Annotated in this window: 23 protein-coding genes and 1 riboswitch; of the genes, 13 read left to right on the top strand and 10 right to left on the bottom strand. The window is 52.8% G+C overall.

The window, feature by feature from the left end; all coding sequences use genetic code 11:
- Window positions 1–106 precede the first annotated feature (106 nt).
- The 5 genes from cdd to bioA form a co-directional block, all read right to left on the bottom strand.
- Window positions 107–997: a cytidine deaminase gene (gene cdd / locus DUT67_RS13470; RefSeq protein ID WP_113631691.1), complete on the bottom strand. Its 891-nt coding sequence runs from the start codon at window positions 995–997 to the stop codon at window positions 107–109.
- 175 nt (window positions 998–1172) lie between these two features.
- Entirely contained in the window at window positions 1173–1868 is a 696-nt protein-coding gene (locus tag DUT67_RS13465; RefSeq protein ID WP_048260956.1) for a CidB/LrgB family autolysis modulator, read from the bottom strand.
- On the bottom strand, window positions 1868–2275 hold the full coding sequence (locus DUT67_RS13460; RefSeq protein WP_048260950.1) for a CidA/LrgA family protein: 408 nt from the start codon (window positions 2273–2275) through the stop codon (window positions 1868–1870). The genes DUT67_RS13465 and DUT67_RS13460 overlap by 1 nt, the downstream gene beginning before the upstream one ends.
- Window positions 2276–2500: 225 nt before the next feature.
- Entirely contained in the window at window positions 2501–3295 is a 795-nt protein-coding gene (locus DUT67_RS13455) for a glycoside hydrolase (RefSeq protein ID WP_113631812.1), read from the bottom strand.
- A 275-nt stretch (window positions 3296–3570) separates the two neighbouring features.
- Complete coding sequence (gene bioA, locus DUT67_RS13450; protein ID WP_113631690.1) at window positions 3571–4875, bottom strand: adenosylmethionine--8-amino-7-oxononanoate transaminase; 1305 nt, start codon at window positions 4873–4875, stop codon at window positions 3571–3573.
- Between the two features lie 95 nt (window positions 4876–4970).
- Here bioA and bioB point away from each other — a divergent pair, with 95 nt between their 5' ends.
- The 7 genes from bioB to DUT67_RS13415 all read left to right on the top strand — a co-directional run bounded on the left by bioB (window position 4971) and on the right by DUT67_RS13415 (window position 12797).
- The gene (bioB, locus tag DUT67_RS13445) at window positions 4971–6008 is read left to right on the top strand and encodes a biotin synthase BioB (protein ID WP_113631689.1); all 1038 of its coding nucleotides are present in this window, start codon (window positions 4971–4973) and stop codon (window positions 6006–6008) included.
- Window positions 6009–6047: 39 nt separating this feature from the next.
- Entirely contained in the window at window positions 6048–7205 is a 1158-nt protein-coding gene (bioF, locus tag DUT67_RS13440) for an 8-amino-7-oxononanoate synthase (RefSeq protein ID WP_113625682.1), read from the top strand.
- Complete coding sequence (gene bioC, locus DUT67_RS13435; RefSeq protein WP_113625683.1) at window positions 7186–7947, top strand: malonyl-ACP O-methyltransferase BioC; 762 nt, start codon at window positions 7186–7188, stop codon at window positions 7945–7947. Before bioF ends, bioC begins: the two co-directional genes overlap by 20 nt.
- The gene (bioD, locus tag DUT67_RS13430; RefSeq protein ID WP_113631688.1) at window positions 7940–8620 is read left to right on the top strand and encodes a dethiobiotin synthase; all 681 of its coding nucleotides are present in this window, start codon (window positions 7940–7942) and stop codon (window positions 8618–8620) included. Before bioC ends, bioD begins: the two co-directional genes overlap by 8 nt.
- A 1001-nt stretch (window positions 8621–9621) precedes the next feature.
- On the top strand, window positions 9622–11634 hold the full coding sequence (gene uvrB / locus DUT67_RS13425) for an excinuclease ABC subunit UvrB (protein ID WP_113631687.1): 2013 nt from the start codon (window positions 9622–9624) through the stop codon (window positions 11632–11634).
- 28 nt (window positions 11635–11662) lie between these two features.
- Entirely contained in the window at window positions 11663–12094 is a 432-nt protein-coding gene (locus tag DUT67_RS13420) for a VOC family protein (protein WP_113631686.1), read from the top strand.
- A 127-nt stretch (window positions 12095–12221) separates the two neighbouring features.
- Window positions 12222–12797: a hypothetical protein gene (locus DUT67_RS13415; protein WP_113631685.1), complete on the top strand. Its 576-nt coding sequence runs from the start codon at window positions 12222–12224 to the stop codon at window positions 12795–12797.
- A 7-nt stretch (window positions 12798–12804) separates the two neighbouring features.
- Here DUT67_RS13415 and yvcK read toward each other — a convergent pair whose 3' ends face one another.
- The gene (yvcK, locus tag DUT67_RS13410) at window positions 12805–13713 is read right to left on the bottom strand and encodes a uridine diphosphate-N-acetylglucosamine-binding protein YvcK (RefSeq protein ID WP_113631684.1); all 909 of its coding nucleotides are present in this window, start codon (window positions 13711–13713) and stop codon (window positions 12805–12807) included.
- A 554-nt stretch (window positions 13714–14267) separates the two neighbouring features.
- Window positions 14268–14416: riboswitch (molybdenum cofactor riboswitch) on the top strand.
- Between yvcK and moaA the strand changes: the two genes are divergently transcribed.
- From moaA to DUT67_RS13380, 6 genes are all read left to right on the top strand, one after another.
- Window positions 14404–15393 carry a GTP 3',8-cyclase MoaA gene (gene moaA, locus DUT67_RS13405; RefSeq protein WP_113631683.1) on the top strand — a complete coding sequence of 330 codons (990 nt, stop codon included), beginning with the start codon at window positions 14404–14406 and terminating at the stop codon, window positions 15391–15393. Its footprint overlaps the riboswitch before it by 13 nt.
- A 34-nt stretch (window positions 15394–15427) precedes the next feature.
- Window positions 15428–15946: a molybdenum cofactor biosynthesis protein B gene (gene moaB / locus DUT67_RS13400; protein ID WP_048260891.1), complete on the top strand. Its 519-nt coding sequence runs from the start codon at window positions 15428–15430 to the stop codon at window positions 15944–15946.
- An 18-nt stretch (window positions 15947–15964) separates the two neighbouring features.
- Window positions 15965–16459, top strand: a complete 495-nt coding sequence (gene moaC, locus DUT67_RS13395; RefSeq protein ID WP_011094349.1) for a cyclic pyranopterin monophosphate synthase MoaC — start codon at window positions 15965–15967, stop codon at window positions 16457–16459.
- Window positions 16456–16701 (top strand): molybdopterin synthase sulfur carrier subunit, encoded by a 246-nt coding sequence (gene moaD / locus DUT67_RS13390; protein ID WP_113625689.1) that lies wholly within the window; start codon window positions 16456–16458, stop codon window positions 16699–16701. The genes moaC and moaD overlap by 4 nt, the downstream gene beginning before the upstream one ends.
- A gap of 2 nt (window positions 16702–16703) precedes the next feature.
- A complete protein-coding gene (gene moaE, locus DUT67_RS13385; RefSeq protein ID WP_039295628.1) occupies window positions 16704–17156 on the top strand; it encodes a molybdopterin synthase catalytic subunit MoaE in 453 nt (150 codons plus the stop codon).
- Window positions 17157–17268: 112 nt separating this feature from the next.
- A complete protein-coding gene (locus DUT67_RS13380; RefSeq protein ID WP_010297658.1) occupies window positions 17269–17976 on the top strand; it encodes a Bax inhibitor-1/YccA family protein in 708 nt (235 codons plus the stop codon).
- A 67-nt stretch (window positions 17977–18043) separates the two neighbouring features.
- Here the strand turns inward: DUT67_RS13380 and DUT67_RS13375 are convergent, their stop codons facing one another.
- From DUT67_RS13375 to hlyD, 4 genes are read right to left on the bottom strand one after another with little or no spacing between them, the layout of a single operon-like run.
- Entirely contained in the window at window positions 18044–19180 is a 1137-nt protein-coding gene (locus tag DUT67_RS13375) for an ABC transporter permease (RefSeq protein ID WP_113625690.1), read from the bottom strand.
- 9 nt (window positions 19181–19189) lie between these two features.
- Window positions 19190–20365, bottom strand: a complete 1176-nt coding sequence (locus DUT67_RS13370; RefSeq protein ID WP_113625691.1) for an ABC transporter permease — start codon at window positions 20363–20365, stop codon at window positions 19190–19192.
- Window positions 20358–22100: an ATP-binding cassette domain-containing protein gene (locus DUT67_RS13365; protein ID WP_113631682.1), complete on the bottom strand. Its 1743-nt coding sequence runs from the start codon at window positions 22098–22100 to the stop codon at window positions 20358–20360. The genes DUT67_RS13370 and DUT67_RS13365 overlap by 8 nt, the downstream gene beginning before the upstream one ends.
- Window positions 22093–23121, bottom strand: a complete 1029-nt coding sequence (gene hlyD, locus DUT67_RS13360; RefSeq protein WP_113625693.1) for a secretion protein HlyD — start codon at window positions 23119–23121, stop codon at window positions 22093–22095. Before hlyD ends, DUT67_RS13365 begins: the two co-directional genes overlap by 8 nt.
- Window positions 23122–23466: the final 345 nt, after the last annotated feature.

The raw sequence follows: 23466 nt of genomic DNA, 5'->3' as shown, positions 1-23466 counted from the left end.
TTAAATAGTTACAGATGGCTTGCATCTTGGCTGAAATACAGGCTTTATCGATTCACCTCTCTTTTTTCATCCTCATGCCGCTTAAATTTTGCGCTTCTCTCTGCTGTTATTCCTCAATAAAGTGGTGTTCAACGTCGGTGCAGCCCAGCTCGGCCAACATAATTTGTGAGATCGCCCAGTGGCTGACAACCGCATTACGGCGTTCAACGACAGCCGCGTGCTTAATGGTGATCGAATCTTCGCCAGCAAGGTTCATCAAATTCAACGCGGATTGTAAAGGTGGCAGGCTAGGGTTGAACGCGGCATTTTCTGCGTAGCGTCCGGTATAGATGTTGCCGCTTGTAGTTTCCAGCGCAATGCCGCTGATAGCGTTGCTGTAGGGGGCGTGGCTACGGTTGGCAGCATCCAACGCCTGACGCGTGAGCGCATTCACATTCTGCAAGGTCGCACCGTGGTTGACGTCATCCATCAGCAGCGTATCGATTTGCAAATCGACGGGGCCAAAGGCATCCGGTAGATAGTGGCTGAGTACGGCTGGTTGGCGACCCGGCAACTGAATACGTAGTGACGCCGCATTGCGCAATTCATTCATAAATTGGCGACAGTGGCCGCATGGCGTGTAGTTCACGGTCACGGCCCGCAATCCACGCTCATTACGCAGCCAGGCATGGCTGACGGCGCTTTGTTCTGCATGCACCGTTTGCTGAAGCTGAACGGCGGTAAACTCCATATTGGCACCAAAGTAGAAATTGCCGCTGAGTCCTTGCGCAATGGCACCAACCTGAAAATTCGAGATAGAGGCTTGTGCGCAGGCGGCAGCCAGAGGCAATAGTGCAAAGGCCAACGCATCGGCGTCTAGTAGGGTAGCCTCGCATACTGCACTCACCTCGTCAGCGGTTAGCATGGCGGCGAAATCTGGTTTATCGATCAATGGGCCGAGCGCGTCTTGCAAACTGGCAGATAATTGCTGGAAGGCGTTTTCAAATCGTGGATGCATGTCGGCTTACTCTCTAATTACCCGTCAATGACGTCATGTTAGGGAGCAGAGTAGCAATAAATTGTGATCAAAATCTCTTTGTTGAATGAAATGACTGCAAATTAACTACTAAATGCGAGATGTATCTCAATTTTATAGCGTGAACGATGCGGGTACACATCGTTCACATCAGGCTTCAGCCAGCAAAGTGCAAGAGCACGGGAAATACCAGCGGAGCGATCAGCGATGTGATGATCCCACATATGACCAGCGCCAGTGAACTGAATGCGCCTTCCTGATAATCGACCTCTGCGCTGCGCGCCGTGCCAAGTGCATGCGAGGCGGTGCCCATCGATAGCCCACGTGCGGCTTTGGTTTTGATGCCCACACGGTTGAACAGGCTGTGGCCTAATACGGCACCAAGAATACCGACAAAAATCACGCAAACGGCGCTGATCGCCGGAATACCACCAATCGCGCCAGCGACAGCCATCGCAATGGGGGTAGTGACAGATTTTGGCAGTATTGAGGCGGCGATTTCTGGCGATGCACCCATCCACAGTGCCACCAGCGTGCCAGAGATAATCGCCGTCAGGCTACCGATGAAGCACACGCTAAGGATCGACTTCCAGCGCGCGCGAATTTGGTGTAGCTGTTCATAAAGCGGGAACGCCAGCGCGACTACCGCAGGTTGCAGCAGATCGTTAAGCACTTTGCTACCTTGAAAATAGTGCTCGTAGGGAATCTTCAACACCAGCAGCAGTGGAATAATAATCGCCATCGATACCAGCAGCGGGTTCAACAGAGAGATCTTGGTCAATACGGCCAGCTTACGTGCGGCGAAAAAGACGATCAGAGTAAGAGGCAGCGACCACCACAAATAGCTGAACATTATTCGTTATCCTTCGGCGGCGTGCGATCGCCAGCCATGACTCGTTCACGCTGCATAATCTGGGTACTGAAACCCACAACCAACATGACAATAAAGGTGCTGATCAGACAGGAAACCACGATAGGGCCAAACTGCTGGCTGACCAGATCGTAATAATTCATAACGCCAACGCCAATGGGGACGAACAGCAGCGCCATATGACGAATAAGGAGGTGGCAGCCCGGTTTTACCCACTGAGCGGGCAGGATCTGCGAGGCGAGTAGAGTGAACAAGACCAGCATGCCAATGATACTGCCGGGGATAGTGAACGGAAGTAACGCGGATACCGCATTGCCTGCCAGCAGGCAGAGATAAATCAATGCGAAAGCGCGTAAATACTGCCAGCAAACGGTGAACGTATTACGCATGGGAAATTCCTGATTAGCAGAGGGGACTATCATAACGCTAATGGAATTTACGTGCCACAGCTCACGAATCTTGTTACGGGGGAGACGGCTTTTCAGCCTAAAGAACGAGCAACGCCTGTCTTAACTGAAAATAAAAAGAGAAAGTCGGTGAGAGCAATCCGGTTCAGCCCTGCGTTAACGTGTTCATTGGCTGCTTACCAAGGAGGCGTTGAAACGCAAGACGCGTTATTTTACGTCTACGCTCCATTCGGTGATAGCGATTTGTCCCTCTCCGCCAAAGATCTCGGTGCCAAACTCAACGCTGCTGATATATTTTGTATCGCTCATCCATTTCTTTGTTTCCACTAAATAGTGGGTGAAATGACGAATATTGAGTGATGCACTGTTAGTGTTGGAAGTATGGACAAAAGAAAAGACATTCCAGCCCCCACCATTATCCGCATTGATCCAGCCTTTGAATACATTCCAACTGCTACCGTCGAGGAAAACTGTTTCAATATAATCACCTGCAGGACCTGCATTGGTATCATTTAGCCAGATCATCAATTCGTCGGTAGGGGAGGAGTCCCAGCTAGCTTTATCGGTGGTATGAAACCAAATGTCATAAGCCGCGTTGTAAGTGCCCGTTGCATTGATAGAATAAGTGACGTTACTGGTGATACTCTTATTACTGGATAATTGTATCGGCAATCCGCTATTTGACGTATAGCCAGCAGTCCAGTGCCAACCGCTCACCAGTGAGGGATAGGCTTTGACGCTGTGGGTGCTGCTCGGCCAGTGCCAGTTCCACCCCATGCTGATTGGGCTATTATAGAAAATCGTCTGTTGCCATCCTTCTATTTCATCTTTTCCCCATACGTTATTGAATATATAATATTTATTATTCTCAAAGTGGAGTTTATCAGCCTCTTTTGAGGAACTGGCGGCAGAGAATGCTAATGATGAGAGTAACAAGGAAGAGAATATTGCGATTAATAAAACGCGGAAAATACGGTATGGATGGGTATCCACAGTAAGCAGAATTAATCTATCTATAAATATGTTATTGAGATACTTCAATCTGAAATTTAACACGCATTCATCCAGTGTCTATTGTTGATTAATTATAATGTGTGGTGAGCTTAGCAGTTTATGTTATTTCGCGCTATGTCAGAGTGATTTAGTGCATGATTTATGAATGAAATAGAAATTTCATTCATGGGGGGGTAATAAAGGCTGTAATAAATATAGATAATATAAAATAAAGCCATGGCGTTATATCAAGGCGCCCGGAAGTGTGCGCCTTGTGCTGGCGATTATTCAAATAACTGTGCGTTATGGATGGCCGCACAGACGGCGTCGGTTAGCTTACGCAGTTCATCAGGTTGAATGATAAACGGCGGCATCAGATAAATGAGCCGACCAAACGGTCGAATCCAGACGCCACGCTCGACGAAGAAGCGCTGTAGCCGCGCCATATTGACCGGACGCTGTGTTTCCACTACGCCGATAGCGCCTAGCACGCGAACGTTCGCCACCAGTGGGGAATCTGCACAGGGTTGCAGCGCTGCTCGCAATTGTCGCTCAATATGTTGCACTTGCTGCTGCCAGCGGTTATCCGCCAGTAAGGACAGACTGGCATTGGCTGCTGCGCAGGCCAGCGGGTTACCCATAAATGTAGGGCCGTGCATAAAACAGCCTGCTGCACCGTTGCTGATAGTTTCAGCCACCGTTCGGGTGGTCAGCGTGGCTGAGAGTGTCATATAGCCGCCAGTAAGCGCTTTTCCCAGGCACATAATATCCGGCGAAATTCCCGCATGCTCGCACGCAAACAGCTTGCCAGTGCGACCAAATCCGGTCGCAATCTCATCGGCAATCAGCAAGATTCCCCATTGGTCGCACAGTTCCCGTACTCGGCGCAGGTAGGTTGGATGGTAAAAACGCATTCCACCCGCACCCTGTACGATCGGCTCCAGAATCACGGCCGCGACCTCGTGAGCGTGCGCCGACAGCATCGCCTGTAATGGCGCGATATCGGCTTCTTGCCACTCGTCGACAAAACCGCCTTCGTTGATAGAAGCACAGGGCGGCGCATCGACAAATAAATGAGTTGGTAAATAACCCTGATACAGGCTATGCATCGAATTCTGTGGGTCGCATACGGACATTGCACCGAAGGTGTCACCGTGATAGCCGTGACGCAGAGTGACAAAGCGCTGGCGAGTTTCACCGCGCGCCTGCCAATATTGCAGCGCCATTTTCATCGCCACTTCTACTGCCACCGATCCGGAATCCGCCAGAAAAACGCATTCCAGCGCATTTGGCGTGATGTCCACGAGCTTACGACACAGCGCAACCGCTGCCGGATGCGTTATTCCGCCGAACATCACATGCGACATCTGGCTGAGCTGGGCTTGTACCGCCTGATTGATCATAGGATGGTTGTAACCGTGAATCGCCGCCCACCACGATGACATCCCATCAATCAGGCGACGTCCGTCATCCAGATGCAGCTCGACGCCGCTGGCTGAGGTGACCGGATAGCAGGGGAGCGGTTCTGTCATCGAGGTGTAGGGATGCCAAATATGGCGCTGGTCAAAAATGATGTCTTCCGGGCTCATGATGATCTTTCGTCAACCAAAATGGATTCTATTTGGTTGACAGTATATCGGGTTAATTTACACTGACGAAACGATTTTAGTTTGGAGATGCCGAGATGGCTGACCGCATTTACTGGACGCTTGAGCAAGCGCAAGACTTATTTAATAAACCCTTTCTGGAACTGATGTTTGAAGCACAGCAGATCCACCGTCAGCATTTTGATCCCCGTCAGGTGCAGGTGAGCACGTTACTGTCGATTAAAACCGGCTCCTGCCCTGAAGACTGTAAATATTGCCCACAAAGCTCCCGCTATCGGACGGGAATTGATACTGAACGCTTGATGCAGGTCGAACAAGTGCTGGATTCCGCCCGTCAGGCGAAAGCCGCTGGGTCGACGCGCTTTTGTATGGGGGCAGCGTGGAAAAATCCGCACGAGCGTGACATGCCATATCTGGAACAGATGGTGCAAGGCGTCAAAGCGATGGGGATGGAAACCTGTATGACGCTGGGAACGTTGCACCACGATCAAGCTGAGCGTCTGGCGTCAGCTGGACTGGATTTCTATAACCATAACCTCGACACCTCGCCAGAGTTTTACGGCAGCATCATTACCACCCGCACATATCAGGAGCGTCTGGATACGCTGGATAAAGTGCGCGGCGCGGGCATTAAAGTCTGTTCTGGTGGCATTGTTGGATTGGGGGAAACCGTGCGTGACCGCGCGGGGCTGTTGGTGCAATTGGCTAACCTGCCAACGCCGCCGGAAAGCGTACCGATCAACATGCTGGTTAAGGTGAAAGGAACGCCGCTGGCGGATAACGATGACGTCGATCCGTTTGACTTTATTCGTACTATTGCCGTGGCGCGAATCATGATGCCGGCCTCTTATGTGCGCCTGTCCGCCGGACGCGAGCAGATGAGTGAACAAACGCAGGCAATGTGTTTTATGGCTGGCGCGAACTCTATTTTCTACGGTTGCAAACTCTTAACGACGCCAAATCCGAAAGAAGACAAAGATCTGGCGCTGTTCCTCAAATTAGGTCTGAACCCACAGCAAACAGGGACCGAATTTGGGGACAACCAACAGCAGCAGCGCTTGGCAGAGCAATTGATTAATGCTGATAGCGAGCAGTTTTATAATGCTGCGGTATAGCGCCTTGTACGCAAACAGCTGGGTTAGGCGTGCGCAATCATGAGCTGGCAGCAACGTATTGAAGCCGCGTTGGTACAGCGTCAGCATGATGATGCTTACCGCGTGAGGCAGGCTAATCAAGGCGGTAGCGGACGCTGGTTGATGCAGGGCGATCGCTGCTACCTGAATTTTTCCAGTAACGATTATTTGGGGCTGAGCCATCATCCCGAGATTGTGCGTGCCTGGCAGCAGGGGGCTGAGCAATACGGCATAGGCAGCGGGGGTTCCGGGCATGTGACGGGATATACCGATGCCCATGCCTCACTGGAAAACCAGCTTGCCGATTGGCTGGGTTACCCGCGTGCGTTGCTGTTTATTTCCGGCTATGCCGCAAATCAGGCCGTGGTGGCTGCGCTGGCACAGGCGGAAGATCGGATTTTTGCCGATAAACTCAGCCATGCTTCATTGCTGGAAGCTGCCGCACAGTCACCGGCGACGCTGCGGCGCTTTAAACACAATCAGGCGGATAGTCTACAAGCGCTGCTGGATAAACCGACGGATGGCCAGACGCTGGTGGTGACCGAAGGCGTTTTCAGCATGGATGGCGATACTGCCCCGTTGTCTGCGTTGCAGGCACAGTGCAGGGCGCTCGATGCCTGGTTGATGGTGGACGATGCGCATGGGATTGGCGTGCTGGGCGATGAAGGGCGCGGGAGTTGCTGGCAGCAGGGCGTCAAGCCGGAACTGCTGATTGTCACGTTCGGCAAGGCGTTTGGCGTCAGCGGCGCGGCGGTGTTATGCGCCGAACCGCTGGCCGAATACTTCCTGCAATTCGCCCGTCATTTGATTTACAGCACCTCAATGCCTGCGGCACAAGCCTGTGCACTGAGCGCGGCAGTTAACTGTGTCCGGCAGGGTGACGCACGGCGTGATGCGCTACGACGGAATATCGCGCTGTTTCGCGCGGGTTTTTCGAACTCGTCATATCAACTGATGAATTCGCAGAGCGCGATTCAGCCGTTGATTGTTGGCGAGAACGCGCGAGCGCTGGCGCTGATGAACCATCTGCGTGAGCAGGGCGTGTGGGTTAGTGCGATGCGGCCACCGACGGTGCCGCCCGGCAGTGCACGTCTGCGCATTACGCTGACGGCGGAACATCAACCGGAAGATATCAATCGCTTGCTTACGGTATTGCACCATGCTGACAGAAAACTATAACAAGCAGGCGATTGCGCAGGCGTTTGGGCGTGCGGCGGGGTGCTACGACCGCTTTGCCGAACTGCAACGCACCAGCGGAGAACGTTTGTTGACGCTGATGCCTGCGCATAGTGGTTTGCAGGTGTTGGATGCGGGCTGCGGGACAGGACACTTTAGCCGTTACTGGCGTCAGGCTGGCAAACATGTGACTGCGCTGGATTTGTCGGCAGATATGCTGGCATATGCCCATGAACTGCATGTTGCAGATCGCTATCTGGAAGGGGATATCGAAAATCTGCCGCTGGCGGATCGCAGTGTGGACATCAGCTACAGCAATCTGGCAGTGCAATGGTGTGATTCACTGCCACGCGCGCTGGCAGAACTGTATCGGGTCACGCGGCCGGGGGGCGTTATTGCGTTTGCGACGCTGGCAGATGGGTCCTTAAGCGAACTGTCGCAGGCGTGGCAACGGCTGGATGGGACGCAGCGGACGAATCACTTTTTGCCGCTCTCCGCTATCGACGCGGCCTGCCAGCCTTATCGTCATCATTTGGTACAGGAACGTGAAGTGTGTCTTTTTCCCGATGTGCTGGCGCTGATGAAATCGCTGAAAGGGATCGGCGCGACGTGGCTGCATGAGGGGCGTTCGCCGGGGCTATTGAGCCGAGCACGTCTGGCGGCGTTGTCTGGCTGCTATCCGCAAGAACAGGGCGGCTACCCGCTCAGCTATCAACTGGTTTATGGAGTGATTTATCGTGATTGAACGCTGGTTTGTGACGGGCACGGATACCGAAGTCGGGAAAACGGTCGCCAGCACGGCGTTACTCCAGGCAGCTCGTCAGGCGGGACACCGTACCGCAGGCTATAAGCCCGTGGCGTCCGGCTGTGAGATGACGGCAGAGGGGATTCGCAACAGCGATGCGCTGACGCTTCAGGCCAATAGTAGCGTCCATCTGGATTATCAGACGGTTAACCCACTGGCGTTTATGGAACCGACGTCACCGCATATTATCAGCGCGGTGGAGCAGCGGCCTATCCATCTCTCGACCCTGTCAGCAGGGCTACGGGTAGTAGAAACACAGGCTGATTGGGTGCTGGTGGAAGGCGCAGGCGGGTGGTTTACGCCGCTGTCGGAGCAGGACACGTTTGCTGATTGGGTGATACAGGAACAGCTTCCCGTGATTTTAGTGGTCGGTATCAAACTGGGGTGTATCAACCACGCGATGCTTACCGCTCATGCTATTCAGCACGCTGGCCTGCGTCTTGGCGGGTGGATCGCTAATGACGTTATTGCGCCTGGGAAATGGCACCAGCCGTATCTGCAAACGCTGCAACAGCGCTTGCCTGCGCCGATGCTGGGTGAAATTCCTTATTTATCGGATCTTCTGCAACATAATCTGGGGCAGTATATTGATATTGGGTTATTAGCGGAGTAATTGACGTCATTAAGGCTTTTCAAGTCAGGTAAGAGTGGCTGAACAGGTATAAAACCAAGCGAATCGTGCCGTCTGTGGACCCGAATGAAATGATGGTCGGTCTACAGCGGTATTCCTGCCGCTATTATGGCGATGAGGATTTTTGGTAAGCCATCGCTTGTGTTTACTCATCGTAAGATTGTTGTTGTTTTTTACCCGCATCCCTTTCATGAGTATAAAATCTACATTTTTATCCAAATTAATAGATAAAACCTTCTTGAGTTTTTCTCTAACCCCCTGCTACGACTGAATTGTGGCATTTTAGCCCTCCGCTGTTTTTAGTCTTTTTCCGTCTAATACTTATGCGATAAATCACAGAAAGAGTGTGAAGAAAATCCATATCAGGGAGAATCACGAATGAAGCAGGTATTTCTCTAACTCAGTGCTGATGCGGGGTTGTGGGAGTTATCCACCATTTCTGTGGATAACTATGTGAATTATGGATAGACAACACGTTCTAACCGAGAGCTGGCGCGGGTTGTCGCTAGGTTGGCGCTATTCTCCACGGTTTTTCTAATCTATTTATTATCATATGGTTAAGTAAAATCAAGCGCCTTGAACAGCAACGATGCGTAGTTGCATAAATTAACGTCACGGGTCATCCCTACATGTTACATTTTTATCAAAGCTGGGGATAAAGCATCATGATTTTATCTGGTAGATTGAATATGAATGTGCTAGCAAATTCATTTGTCGATTAATCATCCAACCCAGCGATAATTTTCTTGATGCTGTTTTTATATCCAGTATCATGATAGTGGCAAATTTCGCTATTGGCACTCAGAATAAAGCATCGCGTGTTTAACGTTGTAGGGCGATGTTTGTTTGTGCGGTGAGTTGTGTCTCTGATGTCACAGCCTGTGCCGGATATCGTCAGTCTATGCCTTTTACCTGCCTCCGTGCGTCCACCCACGAACATCGTATTTAGCGATGAGTAATAACGATAAGTAGCGTGTTTAACGATGAGCAAAGCATTTACACTGAATTCCGATTTTAAACCAGCAGGCGATCAGCCTGAGGCCATTCGTCGTTTAAAGGAAGGTCTGGAAGACGGGTTGGCGCACCAAACGCTGCTCGGGGTAACAGGCTCAGGTAAGACGTTCACGATAGCCAACGTGATTGCCGATCTCAATCGACCGACGATGATGCTGGCGCCTAATAAAACGCTGGCAGCCCAACTGTACGGCGAAATGAAAGAATTCTTCCCCGATAATGCCGTCGAGTACTTCGTCTCGTACTACGACTATTATCAGCCGGAGGCCTACGTTCCAAGCTCGGACACCTTTATCGAAAAAGATGCGTCGGTTAACGAACATATCGAACAGATGCGTCTTTCTGCGACAAAAGCGCTACTGGAGCGGCGCGATGTGATCGTCGTGGCCTCGGTATCCGCTATCTATGGTCTGGGCGATCCCGATCTCTATCTGAAAATGATGCTGCATCTGACGCAGGGGATGTTGATCGACCAGCGTGCCATTTTACGGCGCTTGGCTGAATTGCAATATGCCCGCAACGATCAGGCGTTTCAGCGCGGTACCTTCCGCGTGCGTGGCGAAGTGATCGATATCTTCCCGGCGGAATCTGACGCAATCGCGCTGCGCGTTGAATTGTTCGATGAAGAAGTGGAACGGCTGTCGCTGTTTGACCCGCTGACGGGTCATATCCTCCAAACCGTGCCGCGCTATACCATCTACCCGAAAACGCACTACGTTACGCCACGTGAGCGTATTTTGCAGGCGATGGAAGACATCAAGGTTGAACTAGCCGATCGCAAGAAGGTACTGCTGGCGAACAATAAGCTGGTGGAAGAACAGCGGCTGAGCCAGCGCACACAGTTTGATCTGGAGATGATGAACGAGCTGGGTTACTGCTCCGGCATCGAAAACTACTCACGCTATCTTTCTGGACGCGGCCCCGGCGAACCGCCACCGACGCTGTTTGACTATCTACCAGCCGACGGGCTGCTGGTGATTGATGAATCCCACGTTACGGTGCCCCAGATCGGCGGTATGTATCGCGGCGACCGTGCGCGTAAAGAGACGCTGGTCGAATACGGTTTCAGGCTGCCTTCCGCGCTGGATAACCGGCCGATGAAATTTGAAGAGTTTGAAGCGCTGGCCCCGCAGACGATCTATGTGTCTGCGACGCCAAGCAACTATGAACTGGAAAAATCGGGCGGTGACGTCATCGATCAGGTGGTTCGTCCCACCGGGTTGCTCGATCCGATCATTGAAGTACGACCTGTCGCGACACAGGTGGATGACCTGCTTTCCGAGATTCGCCTGCGTGCTGCGATTAACGAACGAGTGCTGGTGACGACGCTGACCAAGCGGATGGCGGAAGACCTGACGGAATATCTGGAAGAACACGGCGAACGGGTACGTTATCTGCACTCGGATATTGATACCGTCGAGCGTGTGGAAATTATCCGCGATTTGCGCCTGGGTGAATTCGACGTGCTGGTTGGCATCAACTTGCTGCGTGAAGGGCTGGATATGCCTGAAGTGTCGCTGGTGGCGATTCTGGATGCCGACAAAGAGGGCTTCTTGCGCTCCGAACGCTCCTTGATCCAGACGATTGGCCGCGCGGCGCGTAATTTACGCGGCAAAGCTATTCTTTACGGCGACAGAATTACGGCATCGATGGCGAAAGCGATTAGCGAAACGGAACGCCGCCGCGAGAAGCAGGAAGCCTACAATGCGGAACACGGGATTGTACCGCAGGGGATCAATAAGAAGATTTCCGATATTCTGCAATTGGGACAGTCTGCGAACAAAGGCAAAGGGCGAGGCAATCGTAAAGCGGCAGAACCGGCAGCGCGTTATGAAATGATGACGCCGAAGGCGCTGGAACTGAAAATTCGCGAGCTGGAAAGCAATATGTTGACGCATGCGCAGAATCTTGAATTTGAAGAGGCTGCGGCCCTGCGCGATGAAGTGCAGGCATTACGCGCACAATTTATCGCTGCATCCTAGCGGTGCACGCGTTCACTGAGGATCGATGATGGATCATACTATACCGGGTGTAGAAGTACTGTTTGTGGCGGGTTTCGGGCCGATCGTGAAATCACTTTCTGCCAGCCATGCGCTCTATGTCGATACGCTGAAGTTGCCGCTGAAGCCGGTTGCTGAAGGGAGCGATTATCTGGTGACTGATGTGATGGATGGCGTGAAGCATTTTGCGCTGTGGCCACTGTCACAGGCCAGTGAATCCTGTTTCGGATTGGATAATTGGCCTGCGTCGCACCCTGAACCGCAAAGTTGGCTGGAGTTTGAAGTGGCTGACATGACGGAAGCGACAGAGGCGCTTAAAGTGCAGGGCTATACACTGCTGGTAGAAAATCGTCTTGAACCTTGGGGCCAGCAGGTAACTCGTTTCCTGAGCCCCGAAGGGATTCTGATTGGCGTGACTTATACGCCGTGGCTGCGGGATTGAAGGGGCTGCCATTAATGCACTCTTTTTGATGCGATGCTTCATTGTCAGGAGGACCTAGAGAAAATACGGCGGTCACTAACGACATCTGAGAACGGCTAGCTTCTGAGGAAATACGAGGTTTTAAGGGATGATTGATAGGGAATTAATCAAAAATAACGCCAAAACATTTCTTATTGTTGTTGCGGCGCTGTCTGGCTGGACGATATACAACTACCAGCAAAAAATGCAGTTTGAGGATTATCGCAATGAGCAGCTCAATCAGATTCGCGAAAGGGAACTCGCGTTGGTGAAGCAGACGTCGGTTGTGGATTTTCGTGAACAGCAATTGGCAACGCGCGAAGAGACTCTTGATAGCCAGATTCGGCAAATCGCTGAGCGTGAAGGGCGGCTTGATCTGCGTGAGCAGAACGTCGCGCTTTCGGTTAAGTCGCTGGAACCTGAATTAAGAATCAACAAAGTACGCGATGACCTTTCTGCTTTGATGAGCAAGTTCTCCGATTTAGGCGTAAACCTCGCTCATCTTCCACCGTGTAATGACGCCGATATGCTGAAACGCTATTTTCAGGCTGAGGCAATTTTGCATGAGATTGGCAGCCGTGCTCAGGCTGCGAAAATATACGAGGAATACCGCCCGTTCATCAGCATGAATACTCCCACGTTGGTGAACATGGAGCGCTGTGAAAGCCCGAAAATCCCGCGGTAGTGTCAGCCTATCCCAGCTTTTGCAGCACGACGTCGATGGCTTGGCGCAGTAATTGACGGTCGTGATGATGGGGCACATCCTCCGCAGCCAACGCCTGCTGCACGACTAGACGGTCACCTATCTGGCTGACATCAACTTTTGGGCCGACGATTGCTGCATCAATAACCGGTTTCCCCACTTTGCGTTCAATCCAGAACAATTTTTCCGCCAGCGTCAGGCGAGCAGCGGGATTGCTTTGTTCATTGCCTAGGTTGCCAATGTACACCATGGGTGCAGGCGTGCGGCGGAGCGCCTGCGTTAGATCCTCGAGCAGCAGCAGCGGCATTAGGCTGGTCAGGAAACTGCCGGGGCCAATCAAAATCAGATCGGCTTTGGCGATGACATCGATGGCCTCACGCGTTGTTGGTACGGTTGGATACAGCATCAAATCTTGCGGTAAGGCCGCCAACTGATCGATCTCGACTTCGCCATAAACGGGGTTACCTTGCTCATCAATCGCCATTAAATCGACAGGGTGCTCGGACATCGGAATTAAAAAGGCGTCCACTTTGAGCAAATTGCGAATCAGATTGATAGCTTCCAGCGGGCGCACGCTCAGGTGATCGAGTGCTTTTAGCATCAGGTTACCCAGATTGTGTCCGGCAAGCTCGCCGTTACCGTTAAACCGATATTCAAACATCGCAGAGGCTACGCTGGGCGTTGTGATCAGTTGGTTCAGACAGTTGCGCGTATCGCCCCAGGCAAGGCCACCTTCGGCGCGGCGGATGCGGCCGGTAGAACCGCCGTTATCCGTGGTCGTGACAATGCCGGTTAGCCGTGAACCCAGGGAAGAGAGCGAAGACATGACACGACCTAAACCGTGTCCGCCTCCTAACGCGACAACCCTGTCGAGGTCGGCCAACGTGCGATTGCGCATAGAGAACCTTATGAATAAGTCAGAGGAATATGAATAACGTGTATACCCGTCATACTTCAAGTTGCATGTGCGTTGGCTGCGTTCAAATACTCGGCCCGTCGTGGGACTCGCCCTGAAGGGCCGCTGCAAGCAGCGTTCAAATCTGCTCCCGGCAGATTTGTCACCCGAATCACTTACTTGAGTAAGCTCATAGGGGGTCCTTCCCTTGCCGGTTACGATGCTCATTGCCGAGCATCGCCCTCGCGGGCCAACGCTTCGCGTTGTTCAAAACGAGTACGTTTTGTCCTGAAACTCGAATTATTTAGGGTATAACAATTGCCGCTAAGGTAGCTGATTTCACCTTAAAAGGCGAAAAATCCTCACACTGGCATGACCTGAGACAATTTCTACCACACATTTTCCCGTATGCTGTGCAACATAAGATATTGAAAATACGTTATATATTATTTTATATATCGATTTTGAGAGTGGTTAGCGGGGCTTTTTCGCAGTAAACTGCTCAATGAAATCACGGTTCTTTACTGGTAATCCTACCGCTGTCTGACGGATAACCGATGAGAATCAAACTCCTAGCCTTGGTGCCTAAGTGATGCGCTTATTGCGCATGATACGGTGCCTTGGCCGTGGCCTTCGCGGTCACCAGGGTGCGAGGTAGAAATGCCAGCATCTCCCGTATTTGGAAAGGTGTTTATGGTGAGTCAACTGACTGATGCGTTTGCGCGCAAGTTTTACTATTTGCGTCTGTCTATCACAGACGTCTGCAATTTTCGTTGTACCTACTGTCTGCCGGATGGTTATCAGGCCAATGGCACCAATCCACATCGCTTTTTATCACTCGATGAGATTCGTCGCGTCAGCCGCGCCTTTGCTGAGTTGGGAACGGAAAAAGTCCGTCTTACCGGTGGTGAACCGTCTTTGCGTCGTGACTTCGTCGATATCATTGCTGCTATTCGAGAAAATCCAGCCATTCGTACGCTGGCGGTGACCACCAACGGTTACCGTCTGGCTCGCGACGTGGCGCAATGGCGTGATGCCGGACTAACGGCACTGAATGTCAGCGTCGACAGCCTGGATGCGCACCAGTTTCATGCAATTACCGGGCAGGATAAATTCCGCCAGGTGATGGACGGCATCGATGCGGCGTTTGACTGCGGTTTTGCCAAAGTTAAGGTTAACACCGTGTTGATGCGTGATGTGAACGCAGGCAGTCTGCAAACCTTTCTCGACTGGATTAAACACCGCCCCATTCAACTCCGCTTTATTGAACTGATGGAAACGGGAGAGGGGGGCGACCTGTTCCGCCGTCACCACGTTTCCGGTGAGGTAATTCGCCAGCAGCTATTGCAGCAAGGGTGGCAACAGCAGCAACGTGCACGCAGCGACGGTCCTGCTCAGGTGTTCTGCCATCCAGACTATCAGGGTGAAATCGGGCTAATCATGCCGTATGAGAAAGATTTTTGCCTGAGCTGCAACCGTCTTCGCGTGTCTGCTATCGGTAACCTGCATCTGTGCCTCTTTGGTGAGCAGGGCATTCCCCTGCGTGATTTGCTGGCTGACGATCGTCATCTCGATGATTTGAAAATGCGTATCTCGGGTGGATTGTCGACGAAGAAGCAGACGCACTTCCTGCATGAAGGCAATAGCGGCATGACGCAAAATCTGTCATTTATCGGCGGTTAATCCGCGACATCACTGATTCTTAAAGGAGCCTGACATGAGCAAAGTCAGCAGCGAATTTGTTTCTCTCAATCTGGCGGTACTGACCGTTTCCGAACGCCGTACGGCGGAAGACGATACCTCCGGCGACTATCTGCGCGAAGCAGCACAGTCCGCAGGGCATCGTATTGTCGACAGCGCTATCGTGAAAGAAAATTTGTACCAGATTCGCGCACAGATCTCAGCGTGGATTGCTAGCGAGGAAGTACAGGGTATTTTGATTAACGGTGGTACGGGCTTTACGGCAGGCGATGTAGTGCCGGAAGCCATTGGTGTTTTGTTCGATCGCGAAATTGAAGGTTTCGGCGAACTGTTTCGCATGGTGTCGTATGAAGATATTGGCACCGCGACACTGCAATCCCGTGCGCTTGCCGGTCTGGCTAATCAGACGGTGATTTTTGCCATGCCGGGTTCGACTCGCGCCTGTCGAACGGCGTGGGAACGTATCATTCAGGAACAGCTGGATGCGCGTCAGAAGCCGTGCAATTTTTACCCGCACTTAAAAAAATCCTCTTAACGATAAGCCTTACTCACTATGTCATCATCTAAGCCACAATTGACCCACATAAATGCCGCTGGCGAAGCCGCAATGGTAGATGTTTCCGCCAAAGCGGAGACCGTGCGTGAAGCCCGTGCTGAAGCCTTCGTTGAAATGGCACCGCAGACGCTGGCGATGATTATTGCCGGTAGCCACCATAAAGGCGATGTGTTCGCCACCGCGCGTATTGCCGGGATTCAGGCAGCAAAACGTACCTGGGAGCTGATTCCGCTCTGTCACCCGCTACTGCTGAGTAAAGTGGCTGTCGAGCTGGAAGCACAGCCGGAGCACAATCGGGTTCGCATCGAATCCGTGTGTCGCCTGACGGGGAAAACCGGCGTGGAGATGGAAGCGCTGACGGCTGCTTCTGTTGCCGCGCTGACCATCTATGACATGTGCAAGGCCGTGCAGAAAGATATGGTGATTGGCCCAGTGCGCTTATTGGCGAAGAGTGGCGGAAAATCCGGTGATTTTACAGCGGAGGGGTCATGATTAAGGTTCTGTTTTTTGCACAGGTGCGTGAACTGATCGACACAGACAACCTATCGCTGCCTGCTGATTATGCCACCGTAGAGGAGGTTCGACAGGCGTTGTGCCAGCGTGGGGCTCGTTGGGAATTAGCATTGGAATCCGGCAAGTTGTTGGCAGCGGTAAATCAGTCGCTGGTTGAGCTGTCGCACCCGCTACAGGATGGCGATGAAGTGGCATTTTTCCCACCGGTAACGGGAGGTTGATCGTGGCAGAAACGCGCATTCAGGTCGGCGAAGAGAACTTCAACGTAGGTGATGAATACCAGTGGCTGTCGCAGTGTGATGAAGACGGCGCAGTGGTGACGTTTACGGGGAAGGTGCGTAATCACAATCTGGCGAAAAATGTCAGCGCGTTGACGCTGGAACACTATCCCGGCATGACGGAAAAGGCGCTGGCGGAGATTGTCGAGCTGGCACGCGAACGTTGGGAACTGCCGCGTGTGAGCGTGATTCATCGAGTCGGCGCACTCTATCCGGGGGATGAAATTGTGTTTGTTGGCGTCAGTGCTGCCCATCGCAGCGCGGCATTTGATGCCGCCCAATTCATCATGGATTACCTGAAAACCCGTGCGCCATTCTGGAAGCGGGAAGCCACGCCGGAAGGCGAGCATTGGGTGGAATCACGCGACAGTGATAAACAGGCCGCGCAGCGCTGGTAGTCGATTTCTGTGTTAGGATAAAAGGATGGCGGGGAGAGAATATCTAGTCTCGATCCCCCAATCAGGCGGTTCGCGCCGCGTTAATCAGATAACTTCATGCAAAGGTAACATCATGGACAGATATCCACGCTCGGGTTCAATCGTTGAGCGCTCGCAGTCTGGTCTCCAAGCCTATATGGCACAGGTTTATGGTTGGATGACCTGTGGCCTACTGCTGACGGCGTTCGTCTCCTGGTATGCGGCGAATACGCCCGCCGTACTGAATTTTGTTTTCTCAAGCCAGATCACTTTCTTCGGACTGATCATTGCTCAACTGGGGCTGGTATTTGTCATTTCCGGCATGGTACAGCGCCTGAGCGGCACCGTTGCCACGTCACTGTTTATGCTCTATTCCGCGCTGACGGGGTTGACGCTTTCCAGCATTTTCATTATGTACTCCGGTGAATCTATCGCCAGCACTTTTGTCATTACGGCGGGGATGTTCGGGGCGATGAGCCTGTACGGTTACACGACGAAGCGTGATTTAAGTGGCTTTGGCAGCATGTTGTTTATGGCGCTGATCGGGATTGTTCTGGCTTCGCTGGTGAACCTGTGGCTGAAAAGCGAAGCGCTGATGTGGGCAGTAACCTATATCGGTGTGGTGGTGTTTGTCGGTCTGACCGCGTATGACACCCAGAAGCTGAAAAATATCGGCGAGCAGTTGTCTGTTGATGACAAGGATAGCTTCCGCAAATACTCCATCGTCGGCGCGTTGACGCTGTACCTCGACTTCATCAACCTGTTCCTGATGCTGCTGCGTATTTTCGGTAATCGTCGTTAATTTTACGCTCCTATCTGGCGCGATTCCTCGCGCCAGATAGCGTACCTCCCGTAATCCCCCTCCTTATTCACGCAATATTCCGTCGAAAAATCGCGTAGGCTGCCGAACCGGTGGTTAGCGTGATGATCAGCAGCGGCCATAAGCTGCCCCAGATAATGCTGAAGTCCGCGTCCTTGAGGTAAATCTGCTTCGTTATATCGGTGAAGTGACGGATGGGGTTAATCCAGGTGATGTGCTGTAACCAAATCGGCATGTTCTCAACCGGTGAGACATAGCCGGAAAGCAGAATGGCGGGCATCAGGAAAACGAATACGCCGATAAACGCCTGCTGTTGCGTTGAACAAAGTGAGGAAATCAGCAGGCCGAAGCCGACCAACGACAGACCATAGATCAGCATCGTGCTGTAAAACAGCAGCAGCGATCCGGCGAAGGGGATATGGTAAATCAGTATGCCCGCTAGCAGCACTATCGTGGCCTGAAATGTGGCGACTATCAGCGCAGGCACGGCTTTGCCAATGAATATCTGGCTAGTCGATAGTGGCGAAACCAGTAATTGTTCCAACGTACCTTGTTCCCGCTCGCGCGCGACGGAGAGCGCCGTAACAATCAGCACGCCGATAGTGGCGATCATGGCAATCAGCGACGGCACCACAAACCATTTATAGTCCAGATTTGGGTTATACCAGTGGCGTACCACCAGCTCGCTGTTGTTATGAAATAAATTGCTCTGGGTAGCGCTGCTTTGAGCTGGTTTGGCCGCCAGCAATTCCAACTGATAATCACGCACGATGTGCTGCACATCGTTGGCGGCGATCTGTGCGCTGTTAGAGCGTCTGCCGTCCAGAATAAGCTGAAGTGAGGCGCTGTTCCCGCTGGCGATATCACGCGAGAACTGCGGCGGGAAACGCAGAATCAGCAGAGCTCGCTGATTATCCAACGTCGGTGCCACGTCCTGCGGGCTATGTAGCATTAACACGTGAGAAAAGGACTTTGCCTTGGCAAAGCGCTGCGTCAACTCTATGGCGTGGGGGCCGCTATCTTCGCTGTAAATCGCAATGGTTGCGTTGGTCACGTCGAGCGTTGCCGCGAAGGGGAACAGGGAAACCTGAAGGATAACGGGCAGCACCAGAATGGAGCGCGTTTGCGGATCGCGCAGCAGCGATTGCAGTTCCTTAATAATCAACGTCCACAGACGATGCAGCATAATCGCTCCCTAATCCAGCCTGCGCCGGGTTTGCCAGGCCGTCAGGCCAATAAAGACAATCGCCGAGAGAATCAGAAACAGCAGGTTTGTCATTAGCACGGTACCGATATTTCCTGCGAGAAACAGCGTTTGCAGCGTGCTGACGAAATAGCGCGCCGGGATGATGTATGACACGCCTCGAACAAATTCCGGCATGCTGTCAATTTCAAAAATAAAGCCGGACAGCATGATGGCGGGTAGAAATGCTGCATTCAACGCGACCATGGCGGCGTTGAACTGGTTGCGGGTGAGGGTGGAAATCAACAACCCCATACCCAGCGTGCTGGCAAGGAACAGGCTGCTGATAATAAACAGTAAAATCAGTGAGCCGCGATAGGGCACCTGCATGATGAAGGTTGAGACCAGAATACACAGCGTCATAGCGATCATCCCAAGGACGTAATATGGGATGAGTTTGGACAGCAGCAGTTCTGCACGAGTGACCTGCGTGGAGAGTAGCGCTTCCATCGTCCCGCGTTCCCACTCGCGGGCAATCACCAGCGAAGTGAGGATGGCGCCAATCACCGTCATAATGATGGTAATCGCGCCGGGAATGATGAAATGTTGGCTGATGGCGGCTGGATTAAACCAGTAGCGCGATTGCACCTCGATAAGTTGCTCGAACGTGTGGCCGCGATCTTCTGCTCGCTGCTGTTGCCAAAGCAGCCAGATTCCTTCCGCATATCCCTGAACAAAATTTGCCGTATTGGGTTCGCTGCCGTCGGTGATGACCTGAATCGGCGCACTATCGCTTGGTCGTGCCAGCCGTTCGGCAAAATCAGAGGGAATCACGATCAGGCCACGAATGCTGCCAGCCTGCATTTGCTGAATCAACTGCTGGCGGTTATTGCTGATAGTCGGCGCAATAAACGGCGAGGCCGCAAACGTATTAGCCAGATCGCGTGCGTCTTCACTTTGTTGTTCCAGCAGAATACCGACGTGCAGGCGGCTGGAATCCAGATTGATGCCGTAGCCAAAGATAAAGAGCAATAGCAATGGAATCACGAAGGCAATTAACCCGCTGCTGGGGTCGCGCAAGATTTGGCGCGTCTCTTTTAGACACAGCGCCCGAAGACGACGCCCCGAAAAGTGCGTGCTGCCGTGCTGGCTCGCGTTGTCCTGTTCAACGTTATTCTGTTCAACCACGTTCAGCCTCCCCGTCGTACGTCTGAATCAGCGTAATAAACGCCTCTTCCATCGTCGGTGATGGCGTCTGTGTATTGGCAGCCTGATGCTTCAGTTCGTCCGGCGTACCGCTGGCGATTAGTTTGCCGCGATACACCAGCCCGATGCGGTCGCAGTATTCGGCTTCGTCCATGAAGTGGGTGGTGACCATGACGGTGACGCCACGGTTGACCATGCCGTTGATGTGTATCCAGAACTCGCGCCGGGTTAGCGGATCGACACCGGAGGTCGGTTCGTCGAGAAACAGAATATCGGGTTCGTGCATGAGTGCACAGGCCAGTGCCAGCCGCTGTTTGAAGCCCAGCGGCAGGGCATCTGGCGTTTGGCGGTAAATCGGTTGGAAGTTGAAGGCCTCGGTCATTCCGGCCATTTTATCGCGCTGTACTTTGCCTTTGAGTCCATAAACGCCGGAGAAAAATCGCAGATTCTGCTCGACCGTCAGATTGCCGTAGAGTGAGAATTTTTGGGCCATGTAGCCCAAATGCTGGCGTGCTTTACCGGAGCTGGTTTTCAGATCCATATCAAGCACCAACGCCTTGCCCTCGGTTGGCACCAGCAGGCCGCACATCATCTTGAAGGTGGTTGATTTTCCGGCACCGTTTGGGCCGAGCAGGCCGAAGATTTCGCCTCGCTTCACCTGAAAGCTAACGTGGTCAGTCGCGGCGAAATCGCCAAATTTTTTCGTCAGCGCTTGCGCTTCAATCACCGTTTCACCGCCGCTGATATCAATCTGCGGCATGATGCTCGCCAGCGATGAATCACTGGTTGGGCCGCTGCCCAGTAGATCGATAAACGCATCTTCAAAGCGCGGATCGGTATCGTGCAGGCTGCCGGTTTCCAGATGCAACGCTGAGAGCAGCGATGCCCGATCTGCCTCCGGTTTGAGCATCAGTCTGACGTATTGCCCTTGAATCACGCCGTCGCTCACCTGCGGCAGACGCAATGCTTCTTGCAGCACATCCCTGTGTCGGCGAGTTCCGGTATCAACCAGTATGCAGCGTCCCGCCATGCGTGCGGTCAGATCGCGTGGCGCACCGCGATACAGTAGCTCGCCTTCATTCAGCAACAGCACATCCCGACACTGTTCCGCTTCATCGAGATAAGACGTGCTCCACAAGATTAACATGCCGTCGTCAGCCAATTCGTGCACCATCTGCCACAGCTCACGGCGGGATATCGGGTCGACGCCCACGCCCGGTTCATCCAGCAGAAGTACCTTAGGTTGCCCCAGGAGCGTACAGGCCAACCCCAGTTTCTGTTTCATGCCGCCGGAGAGTTTGCCTGCCAGTCTGTCGGTAAAGCGAGTCAGGTCAGTAAACGACAGTAAGCGGTCAAAGGTTTCTTTGCGCACATCGCCGGTGATGCCGCGCAGGTCGGCATACAGCGTCAGGTTTTCCATCACCGTTAGATCTTCATACAGACCGAATTTCTGCGGCATGTAGCCCAGAATGGCATGGAGCTGACGATCTTCTTTGATGGGATCCAGATTCGCCACGCGCAGCGTACCGTTGCTGGGCGTTAATAACCCCGCCAGCATGCGTAGCAGGGTGGTTTTCCCCGCGCCGTCGGGGCCGACTAGTCCGGTCACTGCGCCGCTGCGTATCTCGGCGGTGAGGCTGGCAAGCGCGGGTTTTTCCTGTCCGACAAAGCGCTTCTCCAGCCCCTCCAACGCAATGTGCGTGGGAGAATCAGTCATGACGTTCGGGCTTATTGACGCGATTGGCATCTCCAGTGCGCGTCTCCTCAAAACGTAGCGTGACCGGCATCCCTTGTCGTAGCCCATCATCGGGATCGGTAACTACAATGCGTAGGCGGTAAACCAGATCGGTACGTAAATCTTCCGTTTCGACGCTTTTCGGTGTGAATTCGGCACTTGGTGACACAAAACCTATATTGCCGCGATAAGGCTGATTGGGGCGGCCATCGGTGTAAATCAGCATTTGGCTACCGGGCACAACGCGGCCGAGATCTTTCTCGCTCGCGTAGGCGCGTACCCAAATGGGGCGAGTCAGTGAGAGGGTGAAAACGGTACTGCCTGCTGCCAGCATGCTGCCTTTTTCGGCGGCGCGAGTGAGGATCACGCCGGGAGAGGGGGCAAGCAGTTCGGCGTCCTGTTTATCCAATTCCGCCTGTGCCAGCCCAGCTTCGGCCTGTGCCACTGCCGCCTGCGCGGCGGCTATTTCCTGTGGTCGGTTACCGCTTTCGAATTGGCTTAGTTTGTCTTTCGCCGCCTGTAGTGCCGCAAGCGCCTGATTACGCGCCGTTCTGGCGTCGTCCAGCATGTTGGCGGAAATGGCGCGTTTATCCCACAACCCTTGCTGACGCTGGTAGAAGCTATTGGCGTAATCATAGGCAGCCTGACTCTGAACAGCCTGAGAGCGTACCTGCGCGATCTCTTCCTGCCTGTAGCCTTCCAGCGCCAGTTGAAGCTGTGCCTGTGCGCTGGCGAGGTTTGCCTGTGCTTGGTGCTGGGCATTCAGATAAGGCGCAGCGTCGAGCGTTGCCAGCGGTTGGCCTGCCTGCACGGCATCGCCCTCATCAACGTGTAATTCGGCCACTCTACCGCCGACGCGGAAGGCCAGATTGACGGTGCGGATATCCACATTACCGTAAAGCGTTAATGGTTTTTCCCGCTGCTGATGGTGGTGATAAAAGCCGTAACCCGTACCGAGCAGGATAAGGACGATGGCAGCGAACGCCAATTTTCTCTTGTTCATCACGCATAGTTCCTTGTTTGTCTGCGGTGTGCTTGTCGGCGGCAGCGATCCCGCAGGCCGTTAAAAGGGCACGTCGTTTCTTATTTCTGGAGACTCTTAATCATATGACGGGTTACAGGGGGTGATGGTGATTTGTAGTGATCGAGTTCACAAAAATACATGTCACTAACCATGATTCACCCGCATCGCTGCCTATATCCGACATAACATCTTCTTTTTGTTAAAAAAGTGAAAATAAGCTGTAGCTATTGTAATTAATTTCATTGAATGATAATAATTGCCATTAGCAATTGCATTTTCATTGGTACTGACATAGTGGCCTGCCAGCATTGACGTTGTGCCATA

It is taken from the genome of Pectobacterium peruviense (genome assembly GCF_003312355.2).
GTDB lineage: Bacteria > Pseudomonadota > Gammaproteobacteria > Enterobacterales > Enterobacteriaceae > Pectobacterium > Pectobacterium peruviense.
This window is presented reverse-complemented; position numbering and strand designations above follow the sequence as displayed.

Excerpts from the sequence above, each read along its gene's own strand:
- cdd (WP_113631691.1), bottom strand. The coding sequence starts at position 997 with ATGCATCCACGATTTGAAAACGCCTTCCAGCAATTATCTGCCAGTTTG.
- DUT67_RS13465 (WP_048260956.1), bottom strand. The coding sequence starts at position 1,868 with ATGTTCAGCTATTTGTGGTGGTCGCTGCCTCTTACTCTGATCGTCTTT.
- DUT67_RS13460 (WP_048260950.1), bottom strand. The coding sequence starts at position 2,275 with ATGCGTAATACGTTCACCGTTTGCTGGCAGTATTTACGCGCTTTCGCA.
- bioA (WP_113631690.1), bottom strand. The coding sequence starts at position 4,875 with ATGAGCCCGGAAGACATCATTTTTGACCAGCGCCATATTTGGCATCCC.
- bioB (WP_113631689.1), top strand. The coding sequence starts at position 4,971 with ATGGCTGACCGCATTTACTGGACGCTTGAGCAAGCGCAAGACTTATTT.
- bioF (WP_113625682.1), top strand. The coding sequence starts at position 6,048 with ATGAGCTGGCAGCAACGTATTGAAGCCGCGTTGGTACAGCGTCAGCAT.
- bioC (WP_113625683.1), top strand. The coding sequence starts at position 7,186 with ATGCTGACAGAAAACTATAACAAGCAGGCGATTGCGCAGGCGTTTGGG.
- uvrB (WP_113631687.1), top strand. The coding sequence starts at position 9,622 with ATGAGCAAAGCATTTACACTGAATTCCGATTTTAAACCAGCAGGCGAT.
- DUT67_RS13420 (WP_113631686.1), top strand. The coding sequence starts at position 11,663 with ATGGATCATACTATACCGGGTGTAGAAGTACTGTTTGTGGCGGGTTTC.
- DUT67_RS13415 (WP_113631685.1), top strand. The coding sequence starts at position 12,222 with ATGATTGATAGGGAATTAATCAAAAATAACGCCAAAACATTTCTTATT.
- yvcK (WP_113631684.1), bottom strand. The coding sequence starts at position 13,713 with ATGCGCAATCGCACGTTGGCCGACCTCGACAGGGTTGTCGCGTTAGGA.
- moaA (WP_113631683.1), top strand. The coding sequence starts at position 14,404 with ATGGTGAGTCAACTGACTGATGCGTTTGCGCGCAAGTTTTACTATTTG.
- moaB (WP_048260891.1), top strand. The coding sequence starts at position 15,428 with ATGAGCAAAGTCAGCAGCGAATTTGTTTCTCTCAATCTGGCGGTACTG.
- moaC (WP_011094349.1), top strand. The coding sequence starts at position 15,965 with ATGTCATCATCTAAGCCACAATTGACCCACATAAATGCCGCTGGCGAA.
- moaD (WP_113625689.1), top strand. The coding sequence starts at position 16,456 with ATGATTAAGGTTCTGTTTTTTGCACAGGTGCGTGAACTGATCGACACA.
- DUT67_RS13380 (WP_010297658.1), top strand. The coding sequence starts at position 17,269 with ATGGACAGATATCCACGCTCGGGTTCAATCGTTGAGCGCTCGCAGTCT.
- DUT67_RS13375 (WP_113625690.1), bottom strand. The coding sequence starts at position 19,180 with ATGCTGCATCGTCTGTGGACGTTGATTATTAAGGAACTGCAATCGCTG.
- DUT67_RS13365 (WP_113631682.1), bottom strand. The coding sequence starts at position 22,100 with ATGACTGATTCTCCCACGCACATTGCGTTGGAGGGGCTGGAGAAGCGC.
- hlyD (WP_113625693.1), bottom strand. The coding sequence starts at position 23,121 with ATGAACAAGAGAAAATTGGCGTTCGCTGCCATCGTCCTTATCCTGCTC.